Genomic DNA, 25,634 nt, shown 5'->3' on the forward strand with positions numbered 1-25,634 from the left:
CTACACCGTCTTCTCTTTTGTCAGTTTTGAAACCAATATGTAAAAAAGCGGTATAAAAACTATCGCTAAAAATGTGGCTGAGAGCATTCCGCCTACAACTCCCGTACCGATAGAGTGTCTGCTTGCGGCTCCTGCTCCGCTGCTGATAGCCAGAGGAATAACGCCCAGAGTAAAGGCAAGCGAGGTCATGATAATAGGGCGCAGACGAATCTTTGCGGCTTGTAAAACCGCTTCGACTAGCTCCATACCCTGCGCTCTTTTTTGCATAGCAAACTCAACGATAAGAATCGCATTTTTGGCACTAAGCCCTGCTAGGACAAGGATACCTACCTGAAAGTAGATGTCATTTTCAAATCCTCGTATACTGTTTGCCACGACTGCACCAAAGACGCCAAAAGGTACCGCCAAAATGACCGATAGAGGCATGAGCCATCGCTCATACTGCGCTGCTAGAATGAGATACAAAAAGATGATTCCAAAGAGAAACGCCATATTTCCCGCACTGCTTATCTGCTTCTCCTGATACGCCGTACCAATCCAGCTGATGGCATACCCATGCGGCAATACTTCGGCTGAAACCTCTTCCATAGCTCTTAGCGCATCGCCTGAACTATATCCCATCTTTGCCTGACCTGCTATTTTTGCAGCGCTAAAGAGGTTAAATCTTTCTACCAAATCCGCACCAACACTCTGCTTAAGCGTTACAAAAGAGCTAAGAGGAAGCATCTCCCCTTTGCTGCTCCTGACATAAATCTTCTCCAAATCCTCGGGGCTTTTTCTAAATGATGTATCGGCTTGCATATTTACCATATAGGTTCTGCCAAGAAGATTGAAGTCGTTTACATAAAAACTTCCAAAAGTTGCATTGAGCGTTTGGTATATATGGTCAATCTCAACGCCCTTAGCTTTTGCTTTTGCAGTATCGACACTCATTTTATACTTCGGAACTGCCGTATTTAGCGTTGTTCTGACTCCGGCAAGTTCCGGTCTTGCGTTTGCTTTTTGGATAATTTCATTTACATACTTTTGCAGCTCTTGCATGTCGGTACCGTTTTTATTTTGAACATAAAGCTCAAACCCGCCTGCAACTCCCATACCCATGATAGGCGGAGGAACAACGCCAAAAGAGAACCCTTCGCTTGTTGCAAATAGTTTTTTGCTCATCTGTGCGGCGATTTGTCCCGCATGCTGCTCGGGTCTTGTTCGCTCATCCCATGGCTGTAGTTTTAAGATGGTAGCTGCCGCATTTGTTCTTTGTGCAAATGTGACAAAATCCAGTCCCGCAAATTGAACTATATTTTTTATGCTCTCTTTGTCTTTAGAGGCGATATTGTAAATCTCCTCGGTCAGCTTATCCGTTCTGCTAAGAGAAGAGCCGGGAGGGTTGTAGCTAAATACAAAAACCGTTCCTTTGTCCTCTGATGGCACAAGCCCCGTTTTTAGATGAACAAACATATCGTAAGTTACATAGATAAGTCCACCAAAAAGAAGCAGGCTTAAAAATGCGTATCTGATAGTAAGTCTTACCGCCGCCGTGTAGCCTTTGGTCATAAAATCAAATGCGCTGTTGAACCATTTGAAAAAGTATTTTGGCTCATTGTGTGTCGGTTTTAACATCACGGCACAAAGTGAAGGAGTAAGCGTGAGTGCCACAAACCCAGAAATAGCCAAAGAGATAACAATGGTTACGGCAAACTGTCTGTACATCTCGCCACTTAATCCGCCCAAAAATGCAACGGGAATAAAGACGGCAGATAGCACCAAAACGATAGCCACAAGCGCACCTGAAACCTCCTGCATCGCTTTGAGTGAGGCATCAAGCGGAGAAAGTCCCTCTTTGATGTGTCTCTCGACATTTTCTATAACGATAATCGCATCATCCACTACGATTCCGATGGCAAGAACAAGCCCAAAAAGCGTAAGCAGGTTGATGCTAAAACCAAGCATGTACATTCCCGCAAATGCCCCGACAATGGAGACTGGAACGGCTAAAACAGGGATAAGCGTCGCACGCCAATTTTGTAAAAAGAGAAATATGATAAGAATAACCAAAACTATAGCTTCGATAAAAGTTTTGACAACCTCATTTATAGAAATCTCGACAAAATCGGTAATATCATAGGGAATCACATACTTCACATCATCCACAAAACTCTCGCTGATAGCTGCGATAACCTTTTTTACCTCTTTTGCCGTCTCAAGCGCATTCGCACCGCTTTGCAAAAAGAGGGCGACTGGCACTGCGGGAGCGTTGTTGAGTTTATTTTTCATCTCATAGCTCTGCGAACCAAGCTCTACAGTCGCCACATCTTTGAGTTTGAGCGAACTTCCGTCTTCATTTGCTTTTATAATGATGTTTGAAAACTGTAAGGGTTCGGCAAATCTCTCAGGTGTCTCAATAGTGTAAGTAAACATCTCATTACCTGCAACCGGCTCTGAAGCGAGCTTTCCTGCGGCGTACTGCTCATTTTGTTTGCGCACTGCGTCTATAAGGTCGCTCACTGTAAGTGAATATTTTTTTAGCTTAAGCGGGTCTATCCAGATGCGCATGGAGTAATCTTTTGCCCCAAATATCACGACATCACCGATACCTTTGACCCTTTTTAGACTGTCCACGACATTCATAAGCGCATAGTTGGAGAGAAAAGTGACATCTCTTGTCTGATTTGGCGAGTTTAGGATGATGACTTGAAGCATGTCGGGCGACTTTTCATTGACCCGCACGCCTTGTCTCTTTACCTGTTCGGGAAGTCTTGCAAGTGCAGCCTGTACACGGTTGTTTACATCTATCTTTGCATCATCGGGATTTGTTCCGACTTTAAAAAAGATACTGATGCTAAGTGAGCCGTTATCCGCTGCAAGAGAGTTCATGTAGAGCATATCTTTTGCGCCGTTTATCTGCTCTTCAAGAGGGGCTGCTACCGTTTTTGAGATAGTCTCTGCACTTGCTCCTTGGTAAGATGTGGAGACGACGATTTGCGGCGGGATAACCCTTGGGTACTCACTGATAGGCAAGGAGCGCATAGAGATAACGCCCGCCAAAACGATGATAATGGCAATAACGGAAGCAAAAACGGGTCGTTTTATAAAAAATGCGCTAAACATTTTACTGACCCTCTGCGATAGTAACTTTGCTGTTTGGTCTCAGTTTTGCTATGTTGCCGACAACAACTTTTTCACCCTCTTTTATGCCGCTCTCAACCATCGCCAAACCGTCTTGAACATTGGCGATTTTGAGCGGGCGCATCATGGCAACACCATCTTGTACAACGTAGGCAACAGTGGCATCAGGTGTTTTTATAAGTGCATTTTGCGGTATTTTTGCCACACTCTCATAGCTGAATCCGCCTAAAAGCACATTGGCATAAGCCCCGACTGAGAGTTCTCTCTCTTGGTTGTCAAAAATCGCTCTTACCAAAAGCGTATCTGTTTGCAAATCAAGTTTTGGTGCTACAAAATCAACAACCCCCTCATACTTTTTTGCCCCGATTTGAAGTGAGACTTTTTTACCGCCCTTTATCTCTGAAGCATACTTCATGGCATCACTGCTTGGCAGTGAAAACTCTGCATAAACCTTATGCAGTGCCGTCACTGTGGTAAGCTTTGCATTTTGGGTCTCTGCATCTATGTATGTCCCCTCATCGCTGCTGCTCATTCCCACAATCCCGTTAAAAGGGGCTTTGATGGTTGTATAGCTGTAATTCAGCTCTTTGTTTGCAAGAGCGGCTTTTGCTTTTTGCACCTCTGCTTTTGCGTTGTCATGCGCATAAAAAAGTGCATCCCGCTGCTGCTCGCTAATGGCACTGTTTGCAAAAAGATACTCTGCCCTCTTCCAGTCTCGGGCTGCTTTGCTGTAGTCCGCTTCTGCTTTAAGAAGTGCTGCTTTTGCTTCATCAAGGGCTGCTTTATACTCCCCTTTTTGTATCTCGTAAAGCACATCGCCTTTTTTGACAAGCGTACCCTCTTTAAAGTTTTCTCTCTCAAGCACCCCGCTTACACGGGCAACCACCGCAACCTCTGCAAAAGGCTTTAACACCGCCGAGTAGCTCTTGGAAAAATCCGCTCTCCCAAACTTTACCTCATGCACTTTTACGGGCAAAGGGGGCATCTGTGCCGCCTGTTGCGCCGCCTGAGGCTCTTTTTTTTGTTCATTACAACCCATAAAAAGCAGAGAAACAACCGCCAATAATGTTAAATTTTTCATCTATAAAAACTCCTTTATATCTTTTCCGCTGTAGTAGATCAGCTCCGCTTTTTTGATTTGCAAATCATTCATTGCTCTCTCGTATCCTCTTGAGGCATCGTACTTCTCGCTAAGCGCCAAAAGATATGCAACATTGTCAATCGTGCCGTTTTGGTACTTAAACTTGATAAGTTCATAAGTAGCAGAAGCCGCTTCCAGCGTCGCTTTTGCCGCTTCAACTTTCACCGTTGCAATCTCCAGCGACTTTTTTGCAAGTCTGTAGTCAACATCTGCTTTGTGTTTTTCATGTTCAATCAATGATTTTTTACTCAAATACTCCTGAAATTTTGACTGGTACGCCTGTGTGCGTGAACCAAAATCAAAGATATTCCATGCGACATTGAGTGTGGCAATATTTTGCGTATCTGCTAAAGAGTTTGCCGGTTTTTGGTCAAAATAGTAGTCCGAGTAGCTCAAAGTATCTTCAAAATAGAGCGTTGGCATATTTTGGCTCTTTAGGACATTTGCGCTAAATAGTACGGATAAAGCTTCATCTTCAAGTGCCTGAATCTCGGCAGGCAAAAGCGCTGTATCTTCCTGCGGCAGACGCACAAGAGAGCCTTTTTGGATGGAAGAGACCTTTTGAGTAGTGTAGTACTCTAGCGTGTGGAGGATTTTTTGGCTCTCAAGCTCTATCTCCTGAAGCGCCACAAGTGCATTTTTTGTGCGAGAATCGACTTTTGCAACCTCATCTTTGGTGACGGAACCGGCCTCATAAAAAAGCTGTAGTCTTTTGAATTCTGCTTTAAGCTGTTCAATCTCCCGAAGCGTTGCAGTTTTATCGGCTTCCAGCGAGAGATACTCGAAGTAGAGCCTTGCAACATCCAAAGAGATATCATTCTTGAGCGCTTCAACACTTTTTTTGCTTGAAGCAACAGTGGACTCAAGCTGCCCATAAACACTCTCTTTTTTACCGCCGTCATAGATGACATACTTTAAACTCGCTTGAGCTTTCAAAGAGTTTTGCGCAAGTGTCGGCGTTTCATCATAAACATTTTGGTAAGTTCCAAGTATGTCAAGAGTCGGCAAATAGCCGCTTTTACTGCTCTCATACGCCTTTTCTTTGGACGCTACCACATGTAGAGCAGAAGCAACTGCTCTGTTTTTTTGCGAAACATCAATAAGCTCTTGGAGCGATGATGCGTAGAGAAATATCGGTGTAAAAAGTATCGGAAAAAAAAGTCTCAATCGGCACTCCTTTTATCTAAATTTTCACAATAGTATCAAAACAACTCTTAAATATATCTTGCTAGAAAGATATATTTTTCTGCTATAATTTTATTATGAAAACAAATAGAGTGCACACTGACCTCATCACCAACTTTTACGACAAAGTGGCTTCCAAAGAACTTCCCGATGTTTTTTTGATGACTTTTCCGATTGCGGTTATCCAAAAAACCATATTTTCTCATGCAGAGAGCTTTTTAAAAGAGAAGTTTGACCTCTTAAACTCCGAAGTGGATGTTTTAGCCTCACTCTATACACACGGCAAAGTGCTCTCTCCTACTCAGCTTTATGATTTGACCATCTTCTCATCAGGCGGAATGACAAAAGTACTAAAAAGACTTCAAGAGAGAGGGCTTGTATATAGAAAAGAGGATGAAAACGACAAAAGATGTATGTTAGTCTGCCTTACACAAAGCGGAGAAGAGCTTGTTTTAAAATCTCTCAACGAAATCTCCAAAGAGTGCAGCAAATATTTTGAAACATTCACTCAAGAGGAGAGAGAGCTGTTTAGCACGCTTTTAAAAAAGGTACTTTTAAATATCAATAGGTTTTAGTATTTGTAGCGTTTGATATGCAAAAAATTACAGCGCTAGCTTCCATCTTTATAATATTTTGATTTTTTTGAAAGATTATTGATAACTTATTGACATCTTCTTAACTATAATGTGCAAATCATACCTCTAAAAATTAAAACTAAAAGATGCAAAAATGTCAACAATGGATATTACCATGTTAGCGATATTGGGAATTTTAACGATTCTCGTACTTATAAAGCTGCCTAATGCCTAATGAAAAGCCTAAGCTTTAACCATAATATCTCTGCCTATATCTTAAAAGCGGTAGGTATTTTACTTCTTATAACACTCATAAGCCATCTTTTGCGTGAGCATCTCGACATAATCAACATTGCTCTTATTCATATTATCCCCGTTATTATCGTGGCAATTCACGGAAACATAAAAGCAACTATTTTTATAACCCTCTTAAGTGTAATTTTCTTAAACTTTCTCTACATTCCGCCTCTTTATAGCTTCAATGTCCACAACGAACTCTATATATGGAGCTTTCTTATTTTTGCCATTGTCGGATGGATTATCACTGTTCAAGCCAAAAATCTCTCCATGCAGACAAAACAAAACGAGATGAGAGAAAACTTGCTCAACATCATTTCACACGACCTAAGAACACCTCTCTCAACCATCATAGGAACGACAAATCTTCTCCTCTCAAGCAACAATATGGACAAAGAGAACATTAAAAACTTGCTTGAAGATGTAAATTACGCCTCTTTACGCATGAAAAGATTGATTACAAACATCTTAGACAGCACAAGACTATCAAGTAAAAATATAACTCTTAAATTAGACTGGTGCGATTTTGAAGATTTGGTAGGTGTCGCCATAGATGAGTTTTCAGACAAACAAAAAGATGAACTGCTTGAGATACAAATCGACAATCTTCCTCTTTACTGGGGTGATAATATCTTGCTCAAACAACTCATCATCAATCTTTTAGACAATGCCTTTAAATACTCTAAAAGCAACACAAAAGTAACACTTAAAATATTTTCAACAAACAATAGCGTAAAGATAGAGGTATTTAACCAAAGCAACTATATTGATGAGGCAAAACTAAAAAATATTTTTGATAAATTTTATCGGCTTGAAGATACAAACGATATCTCAGGCAGCGGCATCGGTCTCTCAATCTGCAAAAGTATAGTGGGGCTTCATGGCGGAAGTATAAAAGCATCTGCCATAAATGACGGTATTCTCGTTGAAGCAAAACTGCCCATAGTGAAAAAGGCTGCCTTAATATGAAAAACTATCTTATTCAAATCATAGAAGATGACCCATCGGTAAAAAAACTGCTTGAAATTACTTTTAGAGAGTATGAGTTTAACCACATCTCGTGTGACAGCAAGAAAAATGCAATGATACTCTTTTTAAGCCATAATCCTGATTTGCTTATAGTTGATCTTGGTCTGAGTGACGGAGACGGCAAGGAATTTATAAAACAAGTACGCGAAATCTCTAAAGTTCCAATAGTTGTTTTAAGCGCCAGACACGATGAAAAAGAGATTATCCTAGCCCTAGACGCAGGAGCAGATGACTACATCACAAAACCGTTTTCCGTCAATGAACTTTTAGCCAGAATCAGGGCAAACTTAAGACGTACTACGAATGATACTGCTATATCCAGTAAAATTGTTTGCGGAGAAATTGAAATAGACCTCGCTGCGAGAAATATCCTTTTTAAAAAAGAACAGTTAAAACTTACCCCTATAGAGTATGAACTGCTCAAATATTTTCTACTAAACACAAACAAAACGCTCACACATCAGCAAATACTGAAAGAAGTTTGGGGCGTGGGATACCAAAATGAAATGCAGTATCTCAGAACATATATCAATACGCTACGAAAAAAGATAGAGCAAAACAGCACAAGACCAAACTACATCAAAACAGAATCCGGCATCGGATATAGATTTTGTTGTAACGGATAAAAGGTTTTCATGCAAACCCAAGATGTAAAAATAATTTTTATGAGTTTTGTTATTCTCATCGGCATAGGAGCTTTTTTGCTGATGCTTCCTTTTGCGCACAACGGCGGACTCACTGTCATAGATGCACTCTTTACTGCCACCTCTGCGGTATGCGTAACAGGACTTATCGTCAAAGACACACCTGTTGATTTTACAAGTTTCGGGCATGCTGTCATCCTTTTGCTTATCCAAATCGGCGGTTTGGGCTACATGACGGCAGTTACCTTTTTGGCAATAATGCGTCGTAAAAAACTTGGATACCGTGACCGCCTAATCCTCAAAGAGTCGCTTAACTATCCGGGGATGAGCGGGATTTTTCGCTTTTTGAAAATTGTTTTTGCAAGCATATTTATTATAGAGTTAAGCGGTGCAGTTGTCTTGTCGCTACGCTTTTTAGTTGATATGCCGCTCGGCGATGCTCTGTGGTATGGGTTTTTTCACTCTATCTCAGCGTTTAACAATGCGGGGTTTTCACTCTTTAGCGACAATATGATGGGATTTCGCAATGACTTTGTTATCAACGTTACTATTCCGCTTTTGATTATCATTGGCGGGCTTGGCTATCTTGTACTCTTGGAACTCTACAACTACCAAAAAAAGTCACTTATGCGCCTCTCTACACATACAAAGCTTGTCTTATGGACATCCGGATTACTTATCATTACCGGTATGGCGATTATTCTCTCATTAGAGTGGAACAACCAAAATTCTATGGGCGGCATGAGCATTTGGGAAAAAATCATGGCTGCATGGTTTGCATCGGTAAACTATAGAACGGCGGGGTTTAACACTCTGGATTTTTCTACATTTAGTGACTCGGACCTATTTTTTGGCACTGTTTTTATGGTGACAGGCGGAAGCCCGGGCGGGACTGCGGGCGGGATTAAAACGACTGTTTTGGCACTTTCCATCATAGGAGTTTGGTTTACTCTTCGCGGGCAAAGCAACCCTCATATATTTAAGAGAAGTCTCTCAATGTATCAAATCAACAAAGCATACGCAATTATCTTTGTTGCCTCATTTTACCTGCTAATCTCGACTATTATCTTAAACGAAAGCGAAAATCTCCATTTTGTCAGAACGCTCTTTGAGACCTGTTCTGCCTTTGCCACGGTAGGCGTATCTACCGGCAATGGCGGTGTTTTGAGTTACAGTGCACTCTTTAGTGACTTAGGGAAACTCAATATTATTTTTCTTATGCTTATGGGAAGAATAGGCGTTTTTGCATTTACTATCGTTATAGTCGGCAAAGCAATACAAACAAGAATAAAATACGCAGAAGCAAAGGTGATTATATGACATACGTAGTTATAGGACTTGGAAAATTCGGACACCATGTGGCCAAAGGGTTGGCACAACAAGGCGAGGTTGTTATCGCTATTGACAATGACGAGGAGAAGATAAAAGATATAAGCGAATTTGTTCAAGATGCCATAGTGCTTGACTCATCCGACCCAAAAGCGCTTGGCGAGGCAGGTATTGCCGATACGGATGTCGCCATTGTGAGTATAGGAGAAAATCTTGAAGCAAGTATTTTAACCGTTATGGCACTTAAAGAGCTGAAAATTCCAACAGTTATAGCAAAAGCCATCACACAGGTACATGGACAGATTCTCTCAAAACTGGGTGCCGCAAAAGTAATCTATCCCGAGATGGAATCTGCCAAAAAGCTTGTCAAAAAAATTGTGAAAAATGTTCATTATGAGACTATCGATCTCTCTATCACGATGAAACTGGCAAAAATGACAGTTCCGTCATTCTGGGTCGGAACTTCTATACTCTCTCCGCTCTTCAAAGAGGAGTTTGATGTCAAACCAATTGCATACAAACATCAAGGCGAGTGGTACACCTCTTTTGAAAACAACGATATTCTTGAAGCAGGGGATATTTTAGTTGTCTTAGGAAATAGCAATAACATAGAAGCACTCAGCAAGAAAATATAGTAAACTTCTTGCAAAACTAAAAACTAAATGAACAATTCTACAGCGAAGCGAAGCCTTAGTGAACGTGTTTTTAGTTTTGCAAGAAATCTAATTCTATTTTTTTGCTAAAAACCTCTGCAAGATAATCATAGCGGCAATTGAGTCTATACGTCCGTCACGGATATATCTTATCTCACCACGCATCATACACTCTGCCTCAAGGGATGAGTTACTCTCATCCTGATAAAAAATCTCGCCCTTAAAAGCAACAAGATTCATAAAGTGAGCCACGCGGCGTCTCATTTCGTCTTCAGAGCTTCCACCCATCGGTATGCCCACTACAACGGCGTCAACTTCCCACTCATCAAGAACTTTTTTTACATCTCTTGCGGCTTGATCTCTGTTTTTTCTCTCTACTGCTTTTAGAGGAGTTACCAAATCTTTATGTGCGCTGTAGGCAAGCCCTACCCTTTTTAAGCCCAAATCAATAGCTATATACTTCACTATTTTCCCAAACAAAAACTGCCAAACATCTTCTCAAGCATCTCATCATTTTCAAAAGGTCTTGTGATTGAGGCTATCTCTTTTATGGCTTCATTAAGGCAAAAGGAGAAGATTTCAAGCTCCTGTTCTTGCAGCGGTATAAACGCTTCTTCTATATTTTCAAGTGTCTTTTCAACTGCCGACACTTGTCGTTGTGAGATAAGCATCATCTCCTCAGAGCTGTTTGCCTCATTCATGATACATTCTAAAGCTTTGACAAGCGCATCAACGCTCTCTTTTGAGTTGAGCTCCATATCAAAGCTTATATCTCTATGCGAAAATTTCGGCTCTAAATCTATCTTGTTTTTTACATACAAAACGTGCTTATTTCCAGCCTCTGATTTTATAAGAGATACTATCTGCTCATCTTCGGCATCTGCGACTCTTGAGCCATCAAATAGCGCTACAACAATGTCACTCTCTTTTATGGCTTCAAGTGAACGTTCAATTCCGATACGTTCTATCTCATCATTCGCCTCACGTATCCCTGCGGTGTCAACTATACGGATAAGATGCGTACCGATCTTCACCTGTTCTTCTATGGTATCTCGCGTCGTTCCTGCGATGTCGCTGACAATCGCACGGTTATAATTTAGCAGCGCATTTAAGAGTGAACTCTTCCCGACATTTGGTTTTCCCACAATCGCCACACGAAAACCCTGCATCAGCCCCTCTCTTGCCATGCTGGCAAGAAGTGTTTTTTGAAGTGAATTTTGAAGCTCACTCAGTTTTGCCTTGATTTGCAAAACCAAATCATCAGGCAAATCCTCTTCCGCATAGTCGATGCTTACCTCCGAGTAAGCAAGGATATGGATAAGCGCATCACGAATACCCTCTACGAACTCCTTAAGCTCGCCTTTCATTTGCTTTGCAAGTATCCGTGCCGCATCTTCGCTTTTTGCTTCGATAAGCCCTGCAATCGCCTCCGCTTCACTTAAGTCAATACGACCGTTGAAAAAAGCCCTTTTTGAAAACTCCCCTGCCTCTGCAAGTCTTGCACCATAAAAGAGTGTTGATTTTAAAATGCTCTGCGCAACTATAAAACCGCCGTGACACTGGATTTCAACTACATCTTCGGCGGTAAAAGAAAAAGGTGCTTGAAAGTAGATAACAATGACCTCATCTATAAGCTCATCATCACCACTATAGATATTTGTTAAAGTTGCATATCTTGGGGAAAAAGTCTGTTTGCGGGTAAGTTTTTTGGCAATCTCCAAAGCCCTATCACCGCTAATGCGGATGATGGCGATAGAGCCTATGCCGTTAGCGGTTGCAACGGCACTTATAGTATCTTCATTCATCTCTTAATTGTGGTAGTCATTGATGATGATAAATTTGAGTCCATCACGAGTAGAGCGAACAGCTACATACTTGTTTGGATATTTCTCACGAAGCTCTTTAAGCGCAATTTGAATCAAAACACCATCAAGTATTTTTGTCTGTGCACGCCCATCCCTATCAATATTTTCGCAAACAGTGACAAGATATCTTGCGATAGACTCCTCTTGATTTTTCAAAAACTCTGCTATCTCCAAACGAAGCTGCAACTGGTACTTGGTATTAATCCAGTTAAAAATCATATATGAGAGCGCCTTGTAGCGATACCCCTCTTTTCCGATTAGAAGCGCTGCATCATCACCCTTAAACTCTATAAGAAGCGTGTTTGCATCATGCGCACTAACCTCTATTTTATCGATTTTAAAGCATGTTAGGGCAAAGAGTTCATTTATCTCTTTAGAAACGGCAGAAGCAACTTCGTAAGCGCTGATTTTCCCCTCTTGTTCCTCCTCGCAAAATACATCCTCTTCATCATAATCAGCAGTATAGTTAATCCCTGCCATATCATAATCATCATCCTCTTGCGTACTAACAAAAGATTCAGGCATGATTGTGTCATTTACTATATTGTGTTTTGGTGCCGTAAACTCTTTTTTAGGTTTATATTCACTCTTTTGTTGAGGCTTAAACTCTTTTTTTATTGGCTGTTCAGGCTCTTTTAGTTTTTCTTGCATAGGGGCAGGCGGAATTTTTGTCTCTTCTATTTTTTGTGACGTGGCAACTGTTTGAGGCGGGAGATTTTCTTTGCTCTTTTTTGCCGCTACTATGATTGCACTCTTTTTAAAAAATCCCATAAACCCATTGCTTGGAACCTGAACAATCTCAATCGCCAACTCACTGGCAGAACATCCAAGAGCTGAAGCGGCATCTTTACATGCCTGCTCCAGAGTGGTTGATTCTATCTTAATCATTCTCTTTCTCCACATGTTTTTGGGCATGTTTATGTGCGGCTATAGCAGCATCTTTTGCATTTTTGAACTGCTGATTGACTATAAACTGCTGAGCGATAGAGAAAAGGTTGTTGACAAACCAGTAAAGAACCAAACCTGATGGGAAAGTTACAAAGAAAAATGTAAAAATAACCGGCAAATATTTAAAAATCTTCTCTTGAATCGGATCCGTAAAGTTGCTCGGTGTAAGTTTTTGCTGGTAGTACATAGACGCACCCATTAAAATAGGCAAGATAAAAGTTCCGTCCATTCTTGAAAGGTCACTTACCCAGAACATCCACGGCGCACCCTGAAGTTCCACTGCATTTAAAAGAACGCGGTAAATCGCAAAAAAGACCGGAATCTGCAGAAGCATAGGAAGACATCCGCCAAGAGGATTTGCTCCGTGTTTTTTATACATATCCATAACAGCCGCATTCATACGCTGAGGGTCGCCTTTATATTTTGCTTGAAGTTCTTTGATTTGCGGTGCGATGTCTTTCATCTTCTGCATCGAAACCATACCTTTGTACGTCAAAGGATAAAGAATCACTCTGATGATAAGCGTAAGCCCTATAATCGACCAACCCCAATTTCCAAAGATACCGTGCAGCCACATAAGAAGCTGAAACAACGGTTTAGAAGCAAATGTAAACCACCCATACTCAATCGCATTTATCAAAACAGGATTAATCGCGTGGAGAGTTTTGTACTCTTTTTGCCCTATATAGCCGCTAAAGTTCATATTTTGCAGTGCTTCAAAGTAAAGAACAGGATTACTCTCTTTGTCTCTCTCTACGATTATGTTGGTATCTTTAGCAAATCCATACATAATGCTTGCAGAGTATTGATCAAAAGCAGAGATTAGCTCTACCCCCGAAAATGTCTTACGCCCTTGTGCATCACCATCTTCAATGATAGTAACTATCTGGTCGTCAGTATAAACCATTGCACCCGAAACCGTCATCATCTGCTCAGTGATTTGCGGTCGTTGCCCTAAATAGATAAAATATTTTTTATCTTCAGAGAGTGCAACTTTGACATCATAATGCCCATCATCATAAAAAGTAATCTCTTTTGTCACCGTAAGTGTTGAGAGCTTTTGCGTAAGAGTCACCTTTTGAGGTTCACCCTCTAGTGTTATTGCAGACTTATCTGCGGTATATGGAGTTTTTAGAGCTTCTTCATTGAGATTCTCATCCAAAAATCTGATAAAAAGAGGCTTGGTTCCATTTGCCGGTATAAGCTCGGCATGCTTGTCGTTTTTATCGTTGTATTTGTCTTGAAGCAACGTTTTTGACGCTACTCTTCCCAGTGTGTCCATTTTTAAAACAAACTTACTATTGTTCAGTGTTACTAACGTACTTAAATCATTTGCCGCTATCTTTTCACTGGCGGAGACTGCATGTCCTGCCGCTTCCTCAGCTTTGAGAGTTGGAGTTTGGGTTGCTGTTTGCGCACTCTTTGCGTTTTGAGTTGCTACCAGTGCTGCCTCTTGTTGCTCCGGTGGAAAAATTGCTGTATATGCTATAAAAAACACAAACGATAGCAATACGGCTACTATTAATCTCTGATTTGGTGTCATTTTGTCGAACACGGTCACCCTTTATATGAAAAATTTTTTATGATATAAAAACGGTTTTTTTTATTTGGAACCAACCAATATTTTATAGCATCAACCCCAAGTTTTGCGGGTTTTAAAGAGAGCTTATCAAGCAATGGATAGTCTATACCGCCCTCAAAGAGTTGATTGCAACGCAGTATTCTAGTAAAAGTGTGGTAAAAAGCACTTGAAATGGAGTTATTTTCAAAATGAATTCTTGCATATTGGCTACAAGATGGGTAATATCTGCAACTGCCATAGCCAATGAGAGTAAAAAACTTCTGATAAAGCCATAATAATTTCAGCAAAAATGCTCTAACCATTTGCGCTCTTTTTAAAAGTATTCAAGCGATTTAAAACTTTTTCAAAATCCGATTTGAGTTTTTCATGAGTTGTTTCATTAATGGCTTGCTTGGCTACAAAGATATATGTGCCATCTTCAAGCATAGAAGAGTAAGTGATAAACAGAGCCCGAAGTCTTCTTTTTGCTCTGTTTCTCTGTACGGCGTTGCCAATTTTTTTAGTAGCCGTAAACCCAACTTTTTTAGTGTTGGCTGCGGGGAGAAAAAACAGTACAACACTGCTTGTATGTGCATCCTTCCCTTTTCTATAGATATACTGAAACTCGCGATGCAGTTTCAGCGTATAGAAATTTCCTAAACTGACAATTTTTTACGACCTTTTGCACGACGACGGTTAAGTACACGACGACCGTTTTTTGTTGCCATTCTTGCTCTGAAACCGTGAGTTGACTTTCTCGGCTTACCATGAGGCTGGTATGTTCTTTTCATGACATATCCTTCTTTAAAATTAAGTCCGAAACTATATATGAAAGTTACTTAAAGAGCGGTTAAGTTTTCTATTTTTCAAACTGCCAACCGCTCTTTTGTAACCTCTTAAGAGATTTTTACTTCTATTTCACCGTCTTTATAATCAAACTCTACATAAGAACCCTCAACAACCCTGCCCTCTAAAATCAGCTCCGCAAGTCTATCCTCAACAATCTCATAAAGAGCACGCTTAAGCGGTCTTGCGCCATAGATAGGGTCAAACCCTGCTTCTGCGATATAGGCTTTTGCATTTTGACTTAACGCTATATGGATATCTCTTCCCGCCACTTTTTTAGCGATTTCACTAAAGAAAATATCAACGATTCCGACTATCTGTTCACGACCCAGAGCATTAAAGATAACAATATCATCCAAACGGTTTAAAAATTCCGGCTTAAACGATTTTTTAAGCTCACCCAAAACCATCTCTTGAAGCGCATCTGAATTTGGATTTTCTATAATCTTTTGGCTTGCAATATTTGAAGTTAAAATGATGATAGTATTTGTAAAGTCAACCGTCACCCCTTTGTTATCCGTCAATCTTCCATCATCAAGCACCTGCAATAGGATATTGAAAACATCCGGATGCGCCTTTTCCACCTCATCAAACAAGATGACACTGTAAGGCTTTCTTCTTACCGCTTCCGTGAGCTGTCCGCCCTCTTCATACCCCACATATCCGGGTGCTGCACCGACAAGGCGTGAAACTGAGTGTTTTTCCATATACTCGCTCATGTCTATTCGCACCATAGCATCGGGAGAGTCAAATAAAAACTTTGCCAAAGTCTTCGCCGTCTGTGTTTTTCCGACACCCGTAGGTCCTAAAAAGAGAAAACTTCCAATCGGAGAGTTACCGCTAGACAGCCCCGCTTTGTTTCTCTTTATGGCACGAGCAACCGCATGCGTCGCCTTGCTCTGTCCCACAACCTCTTTGTTAAGCTCCTCTTCGACATTTAAAATCTTGTCTTTGTCTGCTTGGAGCATCTTTTTTACGGGTATGCCCGTCCATCTTGAGATGATAGAAGCTATAGACTCTTCATCAACACTGTTTTTAAGAAGCGTACCCTCTTTTTGCATTCTTGCCCAGTTTTCTGTTACCTTCTTCTCCTCAGCTTGAAGCTGTGGTATCTGCCCATACTCTATCTCTGCGGCTTTGTTGAACTCAGAAGCATTTTTTGCGATATTTGCCTCTCTTTTTTTTGCTTCTATCTCATTTTTTATGCTTGAAATCTTTCCAAAGACCTCTTTTTCATAGGCAAACTGAGACTCCAGACTTCTTACTCTCTCCTCAACATCTGCCAACTCTTTTTTTATCTCTTCAAGTCGTTTTGTATTTGCAGCGGATTCTTCCATCTTAAGAGCTTCCTCTTCAACACGCAACTCCGACCTTTTTACTTTTGCGCTGCTTAGCGCATGGGGTTCAGACTCAATCTGCATTTTCAGTTCTGCGGCAGCTTCGTCTATAAGGTCGATAGCTTTATCCGGCAAAAATCTATCTGCTATGTATCTATCCGAGAGTTTTGCCGCCGCAACAAGCGCGCTGTCTGTAATGGTAACATTATGGTGCGTTTCAAGCCTCTCTTTTATACCGCGTAAAATCTGGAGCGACTGATTGACTGTCGGTTCATCAAGGTTAATCGGCAAAAAGCGTCTCTGGAGCGCCATATCTTTTTCAAAATACTTTCTATACTCCTTGAGCGTTGTCGCCCCGATAGTATGAAGCTCTCCGCGAGCAAGTGCAGGTTTTAGGATATTTGCCGCATCCATACTCCCCTCACTAGCCCCCGCTCCGACTATAGTGTGAATCTCATCTATAAAGAGTATGATATTTCCGCTCTTTTTGACCTCATCTACTACGGATTTAAGTCTGTCTTCAAACTCGCCTCTATACTTTGCACCCGCTATGAGTGCACTCATATCAAGTGCAATTACCTTTTTATTTTGAAGTGACGTTGGTACTTTGCCATCGCTGATTCTTTGTGCAAGACCCTCAACAAGCGCAGTTTTTCCAACTCCAGGTTCACCGAGCAACATTGGGTTGTTTTTTGTTTTACGAATCAAAATCTGCATCATGCGTGTAATCTCTTCATCACGCCCTATCACAGGAGCAAGCTTACCTTCTCTTGCTTCTGCCGTCAAATCAATTCCATATTTTTTCAAAGACTCCAATGTCTCATCAGAGCTTTGCGACTCTATCTTTGCACCGCCGCGGGCTGCTTCAATATTTTTAGCAAACTCTGAAACATCAAGATATTTTTTAAAGAGAGTAAAAAACGGCTCATTTTTGATATTTGCCAACAGATACGTATCGACCGCCAAAAAAGAGTCTCCGTTTTTCGTCATCAAACCTATACCGTTTTCAAGTGTCTGAACAAAATTTCTTGAGATTCTGATGTTCTCTTTTGAGAGAGAAGATGCTTTTGGAAGTTTTTCACTTAAACTTTTTACATCAAGCTCAATCGCAACCTTGTTAATGTTCATCTTGTTAAATATCTGGTTAAGTACAGAGTTGGAGTTTGTAAGCTGCGCCCACAAAAAATGTATCGGCTCTACTTCCTGATTTTTGTTATGCAAAGCAAGCGAAACTGCCGACTCAATGGATTCACTCATGTTGTTTGTCAATTTTTCAAATATATTATTCATACTCTTTATCCTCGTATCTAAAAGTTGGAAAAATTATAGCAAGTTGAGTGACTTCTTGTCAAGTCTTTTTAGTCTAACTGTATTAAACTTACTTTTAATTTGATTTGTATTATAATTCCAAAAAAATTTTACAAGGAGATTTCTATGCCAACTATCCTTGACACCATCATCAACCGCTCCTCCAAAAGAGCATATCTGCCAAGACCTGTACCGCTTGATATCCAAGAAAAAATCTTAGAAGCCGCTGCCATGACACCAAGCGGAGCAAATATGCAGCCATGGATAACCTATGCGGTAAGCAATCAAGAGATTTTAAAAAAAATCGGTGATGCTATCATTCAAAAAATGCAAAGCGGTGTAGCACACGAGCAGTTTATCCAATACTATCCGCTTAATTGGAAACCTATCTATAAAAAAAGAAGACTTGAGACAGGCGTGGGTCTTTATGAACTTATGGGTGTAGAGAGAAAAGATATAGAAAAAAGAACGCAGATGTGGCATGATAACTTTCGATGGTTTGGCGCACAAACAGTTTTTTTCGTCTTCACCGACAAGGCGATGATAGAGGGAGCACAAGGAGCGTTAATCGATTGCGGCGCATATATGCAAAGCATTATGTTAGCAGCGAGAGTCTTTGGCATAGAGAGCTGCCCGCAAGGCTCAACGACAGAGTTTGGCAAGGTAATCGCAGAGGTACTAGATGCACCCCAAAACTTAGCCCTGCTCTATAGCGTTGTTCTGGGATACGAAGACAAAGATGCCAAAATCAATACTTACAGACCATCGAGAGTTCCGCTGAGCGAAAGTGTTGTTTTTCTTTAGGATTCTTGCAAAAGAAGTCTAAAGAAGACTTTTTTGCCTGTAGCGTGCAAGCATACTCTCATTGCCGCTTACACCTCCGCTATGAATGTACAAAATTTCTTCTTGTGTTTGCTCTAAGAGTGCCATCCACATAGATGGTGCATAAATCAAATCAAACTCTACTCCGGTGCCTAAAAGTTTTTGTTGTATCTCTAAAAACTCTCTGTATGGCTTTGCAAAATGGTACTTCTTTCTTGGCTCTAGTATGATTAGATTTTTTGGGAGCGGATGCAAAGCACTCATCTGTTTTTTAAGATATTCACTGTCTCCAACACAAGGAGTGGTGTAAACTCTGTACTCCGGCAAACTAAGTGCCAAAAAAAGAGCAGTTGTCCCTGTTCCTGATGGCGTAGCCAGAGACATAACATCCAAACCGCTCTCTCTTATCTCTTTTGCCAAAACCTCAAGTCCGAGTTTTGCTTCTTCTACTGCTCCCCCTTGATCAATGACAAACATTCTCTCATCCATACTCAAACGCACGGAAGCAACAAAATCTTTGTAGTAGTACTCTTCTATCTCCACATGCTCCATGCCAAGTTTTTTTGCATTAAAAAAGTTACCGCAATTTTCATTTTTCTGTGTATCGCTAAGAGGTTTGGTGTAGTATGTAAAGTGCCAGCTTTTCTTCTTGCACATTGCGGCAATTGCAAGCATTGCATTTGATTGTGTACCGCCGTAAGAGATAATTTTGTCAAGTTTGTCTGATTGGGTTTGTAAAAGTGCGTGAAGTTTGCGGAATTTGTTTCCTGCCAAAAAAGGGTCTGCCAAATCATCCCTTTTGACATAAAAACTCCTCCCATCCAAAGAGATTTCAGTGACGGGAGTGTTATACATATAGATTTACTTGATTTGTGCTTTTTGCTCTAGTTCTTTCATTTTTGCAAGCATAACGGTTTTTGCTTTTTCCATCTTTAGTCTCTGCTCAATAAAAGGCTTCACTTCAGCAAAAGTTTTTGCTTTCTTTGCTTTTTTATCTTCTATATAGATGACGTGGTATCCAAACTGTGTCTTTACAGGCTCCATAGTCATCTCTTTTGGCTTCATTGCAAATGCTTTATCATTAAACTCCGGAACCATTTGACCTGACATAAAATAACCTAAATCACCGCCTTGTGCAGCACTTGCACAAGTTGACTTTGCCTTTGCTATTTCCATAAACTTATTTTTAAGAGCATCACCCTTAAGCGGCTTAAGTTCTGCAATAATATTTTTCGCATCTCCCTCTTTTTCTACAAGTATGTGGCGTGCATTAACACTTTCGTTTTCAACAAACTCTTCTTTATTGGCATCATAGTATTTTTTTAAATCTTCATTTGAAATAGCAATCTTGTCTATCTCTTTTTTCTGCCACACCTGAATCGCTATCTCTTTTTCAATTCTTTGTGTTACTTCTTTATATTTATCTTTATATTCAGCAGAGTTCAGTATTCCACTTTTTTTTGCATCATCATAAACCAGCTCTTTTGCAACCAACTGTTCAAGCACCTGTTTTCTAAATTCTGCCTGCTTTTCAGCCGGAACTTGATTAAATCTCCCCTGTGTTGCCGCCATAAGTTCCTTATCCACATCTTGCTGTGTGATAGCCGTTCCATTAACCGTTACTAGTGTTTGCGCCATTGACATTGATGTCATAAGAGCTAAAGACAATACTATTTTTGTTGCTGATTTCATTAAACTTCCCCGATGATACTCTAAAATTAAAAAATTGTAGTTTGTTAACACTAATGATTATTAAACAAAACAGTTTTCTTTGTATAATTTGCCCTATGAAAAAAGCAAACAGAGAAGAAATCAAACAAATTCATCAACTTTTTATCCAAAACTATAGTGATGCAGTAACTGAACTAACCTATAAAAACAGTTACGAACTAGTTATAGCCGTCATACTCTCCGCACAATGCACCGATAAAAGAGTCAACCTTATAACTCCAGCTCTTTTTGAAAAATACCCAAACCCAAAAGCACTTTCCCTTGCAGATATCGAAGATGTAAAATCTCTTATAAACAGTTGCTCATTTTTTAACAACAAAGCAAAAAATATCATTGAAATGGCAAAAAGAGTTGTTGAAACATACGGCGGCGAGATACCAATGGATGAAAAAGAGCTTGTCACCCTTGCAGGCGTTGGACAAAAAACAGCAAATGTAGTTATGATAGAGTACATGGGAGCAAATCTAATGGCAGTTGATACACACGTTTTTCGTGTCTCACACAGACTTGGACTAAGTAACGATAAAACAGCAATAGCTACTGAAGCAACGCTTGTTAAGAAGTTTAAAAACAACCTGAGGATACTTCATCAAGGGATAGTTCTTTTTGGACGCTACATCTGCAAAGCAAAAAACCCAAAATGCGATGAGTGTTTTTTAACTCAGTACTGTAAAACAAAAGAGAGTTTTAAAGTTGGATAAAAGTTGGATTAGTATTTGCTTGAAGCAGTTTATGACAAAATATATACTTCTCTCATCAGTGCTTTTTATACTCTCGGGATGCTTCAACAAGCATGGCATTTCACTCCAGTATTACAGTGATTGCAAAGAGTACTACGACCTCCAAGGCTACTACCATAAAGAGTGCGGCAAAGATGACATCGTTACATACAAAGAGATACGCACAAAAACAGGAGAGCTTGTCGATACCGTTATAGGCAAAGAGGAAGAAAAACCAAAAGGGAACGTTTGGTAACTTTTATTTTATAGCTATAAAGGTGGCAAAATTTGCCCAGCGGAAGATTGCTTCACAGTGTGAAAACCCGCAGTTTTTGACCATTTTAATGTTTTCATCCTCGCTGTAAGGCACCAAAACATTCTCCAAAGCTTCCCTTTTTTGCATTATCTCGTACTCCGAGTAACCCTGCTCTTTTTTAAAATCATAGTAGCACTCGATCAAATCTTTGTTTAGTTTGGGATGATGGCTTATCACTTTTTCGCTAAAGATAAAAAGTCCATCTTTTTTTAAAGAAGCTGCTATCTTTTTTACAAGTTCCTCACGAATAAGGGGGCGGACAAACTGCAAAGTATAGTTACTTATAAAGAGTTGGGCCTCTTTATAGTCATACTCCAAAATATCGGCATTTTTCAACTCTATATCTGCATTAAACGCTTCGCACTTCTTTCTCGCCTGTTCCAGCATCGCTTCAGAGTTATCTAGCCCAATAAGCTCTGCTTTGCATTGTAGCTTTTTGCTGATGTTTATAAGCATCGTGGCGGTAGAACAGCCCAAATCATAGGCAATACCGCCATTTTGAAGTGCTTTGAGAGCAAAAAACTGCGTAATTTTTTGGGACTCTTTATAAAACGGCACGCTTCGTTGCAGCATGTCGTCAAAAACCGCTGCAACCTCTGCATCAAATTCAAACTGTTTTTTTATAGGTTTTGCAAAGACCTTGTCATTCATAGATGATTAATTCTTACCGATTGCGTTTAAATCGCTAAACGCCTCTTCTACTCTTTTTACAAGTGTTTTTTGACCGTCTCTTAGCCATTTTCTAGGGTCATAATAGTTTTTGTTAGGTTTATCTTCACCCTCAGGGTTTCCGATTTGACCTTGAAGATAGGCTCTGTTTTTCTCATAATAATCTTTCACACCGACCCATGTCGCCCACTGTGTGTCCGTGTCAATGTTCATCTTGATTACACCGTAACTGATTGCTTCACGAATCTCTTCAAGCGTTGAGCCTGAACCGCCATGGAAAACAAAATTTACCGGTTTGTCGGCAGTGGAAAATTTTTCTTGGATATATTTTTGAGAGTTATCAAGTATCTTTGGAGTAAGCACGACATTACCCGGTTTGTAAACACCGTGCACATTTCCAAACGATGCTGCAATTGTAAAGTTTGGAGAAACTTCACTTAACTCTTTATAAGCGTATGCAACATCTTCGGGCTGAGTGTAAAGAAGAGAATTGTCAACACTAGAATTATCCACGCCATCCTCTTCTCCGCCTGTTACGCCAAGCTCTATCTCTATGCTCATGCCGATTTTACTCATTCTTTGGAGATATTTTTTACAAATTGCCACATTCTCTTCCAAGCTTTCCTCGGATAAATCCAGCATATGAGAAGAGTAGAGTGGCTTGCCATGTGTTTTATAGTGGGTTTCACCTGCATCAAGCAGTGCATCTATCCATGGAAGAAGCTTTTTAGCAGCATGGTCTGTGTGTAAAATAACAGGGATACCGTATGCCTCTGCCATCATATGAACATGGATAGCACCGGAAATAGCGCCCGCAACAGCAGCTCTCTCACCCTCGTTGCTAAGCCCCTTACCTGCATAGTACGCTGCTCCGCCGTTGCTAAACTGGATTATCACGGGAGATTTTACTTTTGCAGCAGCTTCCAAAACGCCATTAACGGAGTCTGTTCCAACAACATTTATAGCAGGAAGAGCAAAACCGTTCTCTTTTGCATACTGATAAACTTTTTGTACATCATCACCAAATAACACACCCGCTTTTACGATATCTAAAATGCCCATCTTTTAAACTCTTTTTATAAAATTTGTCTCAAATTATAATACAGGGTTTATTTAACTGACCTTTTGAAAAATTTTTTATGCTAGAATAACACAAAAACTTCGGGGCTTTTTTATGAAACTATCTGTTGATGAGTACTGCAAACGTTTTAAAATGTCCAAAGAGATGGTTTACGCCAAAATAAGAGCAAAAAAACTAGACTACGTTGTTGAAGAATCCCAAACTTTCATAATTGTCCCCGCAGCTTTAAAAGAAGGGAAAAAAACAGATCTATCAGAAAAAACTCAGCTACAAAATATTCCCTCAGCAAAGCCAAAAACAACCGTTGCAACTGTTTTGGCACTTTTTCAAAAAGAGAACAATTACCTTAAAAATAGGATTGTTCAGCTTGAGAGCAAAATCGACAAGCTTATCGACGATAAAGAGCAAATGTTGCGCAGTGAGAGAGATAAGATAGAGCAAATCTATAGCTCAAAAGATGAACAGCTTAAAAACATACTGACACTTGTAAATAAAAAAATGCGCTTTGAACAGGAAAAAGATTTGTTGCATGAGGCGCATAAAATAGAAAACTATGAACATCAAGGTGAAGCAGAGGTTGTTCGTGATACAAATTCTAATGCAGGTTTTGTTGAGCTAAAAGAGTATCTTCGCACACTCCCTATCAGGTCATCTCAGAGGAAAGCTATAAAAAAACGTTTCTTGGCTGCCTATGACAATGACACAAGGGTTATCCACAAAAACGGACAGCTCTACCTTGACTTTTCAAAATACGACTATAGTGATTTGCTTGCTTACTAAAAAATTTAAAACAAAAAATATCGTTACCACTATCGAAAAATTTGCGTTAGAAAACAACTGTTCGCCGTTGGAGTTCTCTTTTGCTATCAATGAGATTGAGACTTATATCAAAAGTACGTCAGATGATACTTTTAAAATTTACAACGAAGACTCTCTTAACTACTATGACAATCCCCAAAAAATGGTTAATGAGCATCTTAGAATCAAGCAGATTTATACAATTACCGTAAAACAAGCGCCTAAACAAATCATAAAACTCAACTATTCAATCGATTTTTCGCCAAATAATGCACACCCTGCTCTTGTTTTGCATCCTGAATCACAAATTCCATACACTAAGTACCAGCCAAAGGAGATTTTTCTTCTTCTTTTTAAAGAGTTCAACAACATCAAAGCCGCAAACGGGATTTTAATCAACCTTTTTGATGAGGAGATGAAAGAGAAACTAAAAACATTTGTCAAATATCTCTACGCCGGCAAATTTGTCAAAAAAGTAAAAATACCGCTTTTTAAAGGCATCGACCCAGAAATAAGAAGAAGCAGCAAACTACTCATGCGCTTTTTAGAAAAAGAGTCTCACCTTCAAGTAATTGAAGTTGTAGAAGATGAGATACTTGTTGAGTACATCAAACCCGTTTTTGGGAAAAACGGATTTAACGCTTTTGGTGATATTATTGATAACGCTTCTTTAAAAAATGTTGATGACCTAAAATGCAAGATAGACGCAAAAGGCATTGAAATCATAGAGAACAGCGATCGAAAAATTTATAGAAGCAAAGTTAAGGGTTACGTTCATTTTGATACACAAAATTTCTACATAGACAACAAGATAAAGATGCAGTCACTCTCCCGCATTCAAGAACGCGTAGCAAAAGATGAAGCAAACAATATCGAAGTTATCATCGCACAGCATGACACTTCACTTGACTCACTTGGAGAAGGGGTAGAACTCATCTCCGAGGCTATCCATATACATGGGCATGTGGGTGCTAAATCAAGCTTAAGGGCAGTCAATCTTACAATAGACGGTGCAACACACAAAGACTCTGTCCAAGAGGCTAAATTTGCATTTATTAACAGACATAAAGGCAAACTTAGATGCCATAGTGCAAAAATAAAACTCCTTGAAGGAGGAGAGATTCATGCTACCAATGTAGAAGTAGAAAATTCTCTAGGCGGGGCTATTTATGCAGAAAATATCACAATCTCTCATGTTAAAAGTAATCTCAAAGTATATGCATCCAACTCTATTACCGTTAAACTTGTAGGCGGAGAAGACAATCTCTTTAAAATCAACTACAAAGAGATTTCCACACTCAAAAGCAAATACAACCATATAGCTAGAGAGATAGATGATTTCAAATACAAACTTGAAGGTGCAAAAAAACACTCGCCTGCAAAAATTCAGCTTTATAAAGAAAAAATTGATACACTCAAAGCCACACAAGAGCATATCATCAATAGTGCAATGCATGCAAAAATAACAGTACAAGAGCCTTTTAGGGGTATGAACACCATTGTTTTCACCATTGCAAATGATGAAGATATTCTCTTTAAAACAGAAGCTATGTCTTATGACCCTTTCTACCTTATCGCATCAGAAAACTCAATAACACTTCATCCAACGAACAAAAAAATCTCCATAGAATAACATTTTTTTAAATCTCCGCTTCTG

24 protein-coding genes and 1 pseudogene are annotated in these 25,634 nt (G+C 39.9%); 10 read left to right on the forward strand and 15 right to left on the reverse strand.

The genetic code is table 11. The annotated features are described in order from the left end of the window. The 3 genes from PHY84_RS08300 to PHY84_RS08310 are packed head-to-tail and all read right to left on the reverse strand — an operon-like array spanning nt 1 to nt 5,431. Nucleotides 1-3,105 carry a multidrug efflux RND transporter permease subunit gene (locus tag PHY84_RS08300; protein ID WP_299858914.1) on the reverse strand — a complete coding sequence of 1,035 codons (3,105 nt, stop codon included), beginning with the start codon at nt 3,103-3,105 and terminating at the stop codon, nt 1-3. Nucleotide 3,106: 1 nt separating this feature from the next. Then, nucleotides 3,107-4,204, reverse strand: a complete 1,098-nt coding sequence (locus PHY84_RS08305; protein ID WP_299858915.1) for an efflux RND transporter periplasmic adaptor subunit — start codon at nt 4,202-4,204, stop codon at nt 3,107-3,109. Next, nucleotides 4,205-5,431: a TolC family protein gene (locus PHY84_RS08310; RefSeq protein ID WP_299858916.1), complete on the reverse strand. Its 1,227-nt coding sequence runs from the start codon at nt 5,429-5,431 to the stop codon at nt 4,205-4,207. 95 nt (nt 5,432-5,526) lie between these two features. On the opposite strand from PHY84_RS08310, the gene PHY84_RS08315 reads away from it, so the two are divergent. From PHY84_RS08315 to PHY84_RS08335, 5 genes are all read left to right on the forward strand, one after another. Next, the gene (locus PHY84_RS08315) at nt 5,527-6,024 is read left to right on the forward strand and encodes a MarR family transcriptional regulator (protein WP_299858917.1); all 498 of its coding nucleotides are present in this window, start codon (nt 5,527-5,529) and stop codon (nt 6,022-6,024) included. A gap of 234 nt (nt 6,025-6,258) precedes the next feature. Continuing rightward, nucleotides 6,259-7,290, forward strand: coding sequence for a DUF4118 domain-containing protein (locus PHY84_RS08320; protein WP_299858918.1), 1,032 nt, complete (start codon nt 6,259-6,261; stop codon nt 7,288-7,290). Beyond that, nucleotides 7,287-7,976 carry a winged helix-turn-helix domain-containing protein gene (locus tag PHY84_RS08325; protein ID WP_299858919.1) on the forward strand — a complete coding sequence of 230 codons (690 nt, stop codon included), beginning with the start codon at nt 7,287-7,289 and terminating at the stop codon, nt 7,974-7,976. Before PHY84_RS08320 ends, PHY84_RS08325 begins: the two co-directional genes overlap by 4 nt. A 9-nt stretch (nt 7,977-7,985) precedes the next feature. Next, complete coding sequence (locus PHY84_RS08330) at nt 7,986-9,314, forward strand: TrkH family potassium uptake protein (RefSeq protein WP_299858920.1); 1,329 nt, start codon at nt 7,986-7,988, stop codon at nt 9,312-9,314. Continuing rightward, nucleotides 9,311-9,958: a TrkA family potassium uptake protein gene (locus PHY84_RS08335; protein WP_299858921.1), complete on the forward strand. Its 648-nt coding sequence runs from the start codon at nt 9,311-9,313 to the stop codon at nt 9,956-9,958. Before PHY84_RS08330 ends, PHY84_RS08335 begins: the two co-directional genes overlap by 4 nt. Nucleotides 9,959-10,051: 93 nt before the next feature. Here the strand turns inward: PHY84_RS08335 and ruvX are convergent, their stop codons facing one another. The 8 genes from ruvX to PHY84_RS08375 form a co-directional block, all read right to left on the reverse strand. Continuing rightward, nucleotides 10,052-10,441, reverse strand: coding sequence for a Holliday junction resolvase RuvX (ruvX, locus tag PHY84_RS08340; RefSeq protein WP_299858922.1), 390 nt, complete (start codon nt 10,439-10,441; stop codon nt 10,052-10,054). Continuing rightward, nucleotides 10,441-11,781 carry a tRNA uridine-5-carboxymethylaminomethyl(34) synthesis GTPase MnmE gene (gene mnmE, locus PHY84_RS08345; RefSeq protein ID WP_299858923.1) on the reverse strand — a complete coding sequence of 447 codons (1,341 nt, stop codon included), beginning with the start codon at nt 11,779-11,781 and terminating at the stop codon, nt 10,441-10,443. Before mnmE ends, ruvX begins: the two co-directional genes overlap by 1 nt. Nucleotides 11,782-11,784: 3 nt before the next feature. Then, nucleotides 11,785-12,729: a Jag N-terminal domain-containing protein gene (locus PHY84_RS08350; RefSeq protein ID WP_299858924.1), complete on the reverse strand. Its 945-nt coding sequence runs from the start codon at nt 12,727-12,729 to the stop codon at nt 11,785-11,787. Then, nucleotides 12,722-14,344: a membrane protein insertase YidC gene (yidC, locus tag PHY84_RS08355; RefSeq protein ID WP_299858925.1), complete on the reverse strand. Its 1,623-nt coding sequence runs from the start codon at nt 14,342-14,344 to the stop codon at nt 12,722-12,724. Before yidC ends, PHY84_RS08350 begins: the two co-directional genes overlap by 8 nt. 2 nt (nt 14,345-14,346) lie before the next feature. After that, complete coding sequence (gene yidD / locus PHY84_RS08360) at nt 14,347-14,673, reverse strand: membrane protein insertion efficiency factor YidD (protein ID WP_299858926.1); 327 nt, start codon at nt 14,671-14,673, stop codon at nt 14,347-14,349. Beyond that, nucleotides 14,666-15,019, reverse strand: a complete 354-nt coding sequence (rnpA, locus tag PHY84_RS08365) for a ribonuclease P protein component (RefSeq protein ID WP_363317901.1) — start codon at nt 15,017-15,019, stop codon at nt 14,666-14,668. The genes yidD and rnpA overlap by 8 nt, the downstream gene beginning before the upstream one ends. Then, the gene (rpmH, locus tag PHY84_RS08370) at nt 15,007-15,141 is read right to left on the reverse strand and encodes a 50S ribosomal protein L34 (RefSeq protein ID WP_299858927.1); all 135 of its coding nucleotides are present in this window, start codon (nt 15,139-15,141) and stop codon (nt 15,007-15,009) included. The genes rnpA and rpmH overlap by 13 nt, the downstream gene beginning before the upstream one ends. A 105-nt stretch (nt 15,142-15,246) precedes the next feature. Beyond that, on the reverse strand, nt 15,247-17,823 hold the full coding sequence (locus PHY84_RS08375) for an AAA family ATPase (RefSeq protein WP_299858928.1): 2,577 nt from the start codon (nt 17,821-17,823) through the stop codon (nt 15,247-15,249). Nucleotides 17,824-17,967: 144 nt separating this feature from the next. On the opposite strand from PHY84_RS08375, the gene PHY84_RS08380 reads away from it, so the two are divergent. Continuing rightward, complete coding sequence (locus PHY84_RS08380) at nt 17,968-18,645, forward strand: nitroreductase (protein ID WP_299858929.1); 678 nt, start codon at nt 17,968-17,970, stop codon at nt 18,643-18,645. An 18-nt stretch (nt 18,646-18,663) separates the two neighbouring features. Here PHY84_RS08380 and PHY84_RS08385 read toward each other — a convergent pair whose 3' ends face one another. Both PHY84_RS08385 and PHY84_RS08390 read right to left on the reverse strand, forming a co-directional pair. Continuing rightward, nucleotides 18,664-19,518: a 1-aminocyclopropane-1-carboxylate deaminase gene (locus PHY84_RS08385; RefSeq protein ID WP_299858930.1), complete on the reverse strand. Its 855-nt coding sequence runs from the start codon at nt 19,516-19,518 to the stop codon at nt 18,664-18,666. Between the two features lie 6 nt (nt 19,519-19,524). Further along, nucleotides 19,525-20,355, reverse strand: coding sequence for a peptidylprolyl isomerase (locus PHY84_RS08390; protein ID WP_299858931.1), 831 nt, complete (start codon nt 20,353-20,355; stop codon nt 19,525-19,527). 95 nt (nt 20,356-20,450) lie between these two features. Here PHY84_RS08390 and nth point away from each other — a divergent pair, with 95 nt between their 5' ends. Continuing rightward, nucleotides 20,451-21,095 (forward strand): endonuclease III, encoded by a 645-nt coding sequence (gene nth / locus PHY84_RS08395; RefSeq protein ID WP_299858932.1) that lies wholly within the window; start codon nt 20,451-20,453, stop codon nt 21,093-21,095. A gap of 31 nt (nt 21,096-21,126) precedes the next feature. Continuing rightward, nucleotides 21,127-21,270: pseudogene (locus tag PHY84_RS08400) on the forward strand (hypothetical protein); the annotation flags it as partial. A 102-nt stretch (nt 21,271-21,372) separates the two neighbouring features. On the opposite strand, the gene cmoA reads toward PHY84_RS08400, so the two are convergent. Both cmoA and fbaA read right to left on the reverse strand, forming a co-directional pair. Then, nucleotides 21,373-22,080 carry a carboxy-S-adenosyl-L-methionine synthase CmoA gene (gene cmoA / locus PHY84_RS08405; protein ID WP_299858933.1) on the reverse strand — a complete coding sequence of 236 codons (708 nt, stop codon included), beginning with the start codon at nt 22,078-22,080 and terminating at the stop codon, nt 21,373-21,375. Between the two features lie 6 nt (nt 22,081-22,086). Beyond that, nucleotides 22,087-23,160 (reverse strand): class II fructose-bisphosphate aldolase, encoded by a 1,074-nt coding sequence (gene fbaA, locus PHY84_RS08410; protein WP_299858934.1) that lies wholly within the window; start codon nt 23,158-23,160, stop codon nt 22,087-22,089. Nucleotides 23,161-23,272: 112 nt separating this feature from the next. Here fbaA and PHY84_RS08415 point away from each other — a divergent pair, with 112 nt between their 5' ends. Both PHY84_RS08415 and PHY84_RS08420 read left to right on the forward strand, forming a co-directional pair. Further along, nucleotides 23,273-23,959 carry a hypothetical protein gene (locus PHY84_RS08415; RefSeq protein ID WP_299858935.1) on the forward strand — a complete coding sequence of 229 codons (687 nt, stop codon included), beginning with the start codon at nt 23,273-23,275 and terminating at the stop codon, nt 23,957-23,959. Beyond that, nucleotides 23,940-25,610 carry a flagellar assembly protein A gene (locus tag PHY84_RS08420; RefSeq protein WP_299858987.1) on the forward strand — a complete coding sequence of 557 codons (1,671 nt, stop codon included), beginning with the start codon at nt 23,940-23,942 and terminating at the stop codon, nt 25,608-25,610. Before PHY84_RS08415 ends, PHY84_RS08420 begins: the two co-directional genes overlap by 20 nt. Nucleotides 25,611-25,634: the final 24 nt, after the last annotated feature.

The organism is Sulfurimonas sp. (assembly GCF_028694605.1).
Lineage (GTDB): Bacteria > Campylobacterota > Campylobacteria > Campylobacterales > Sulfurimonadaceae > Sulfurimonas.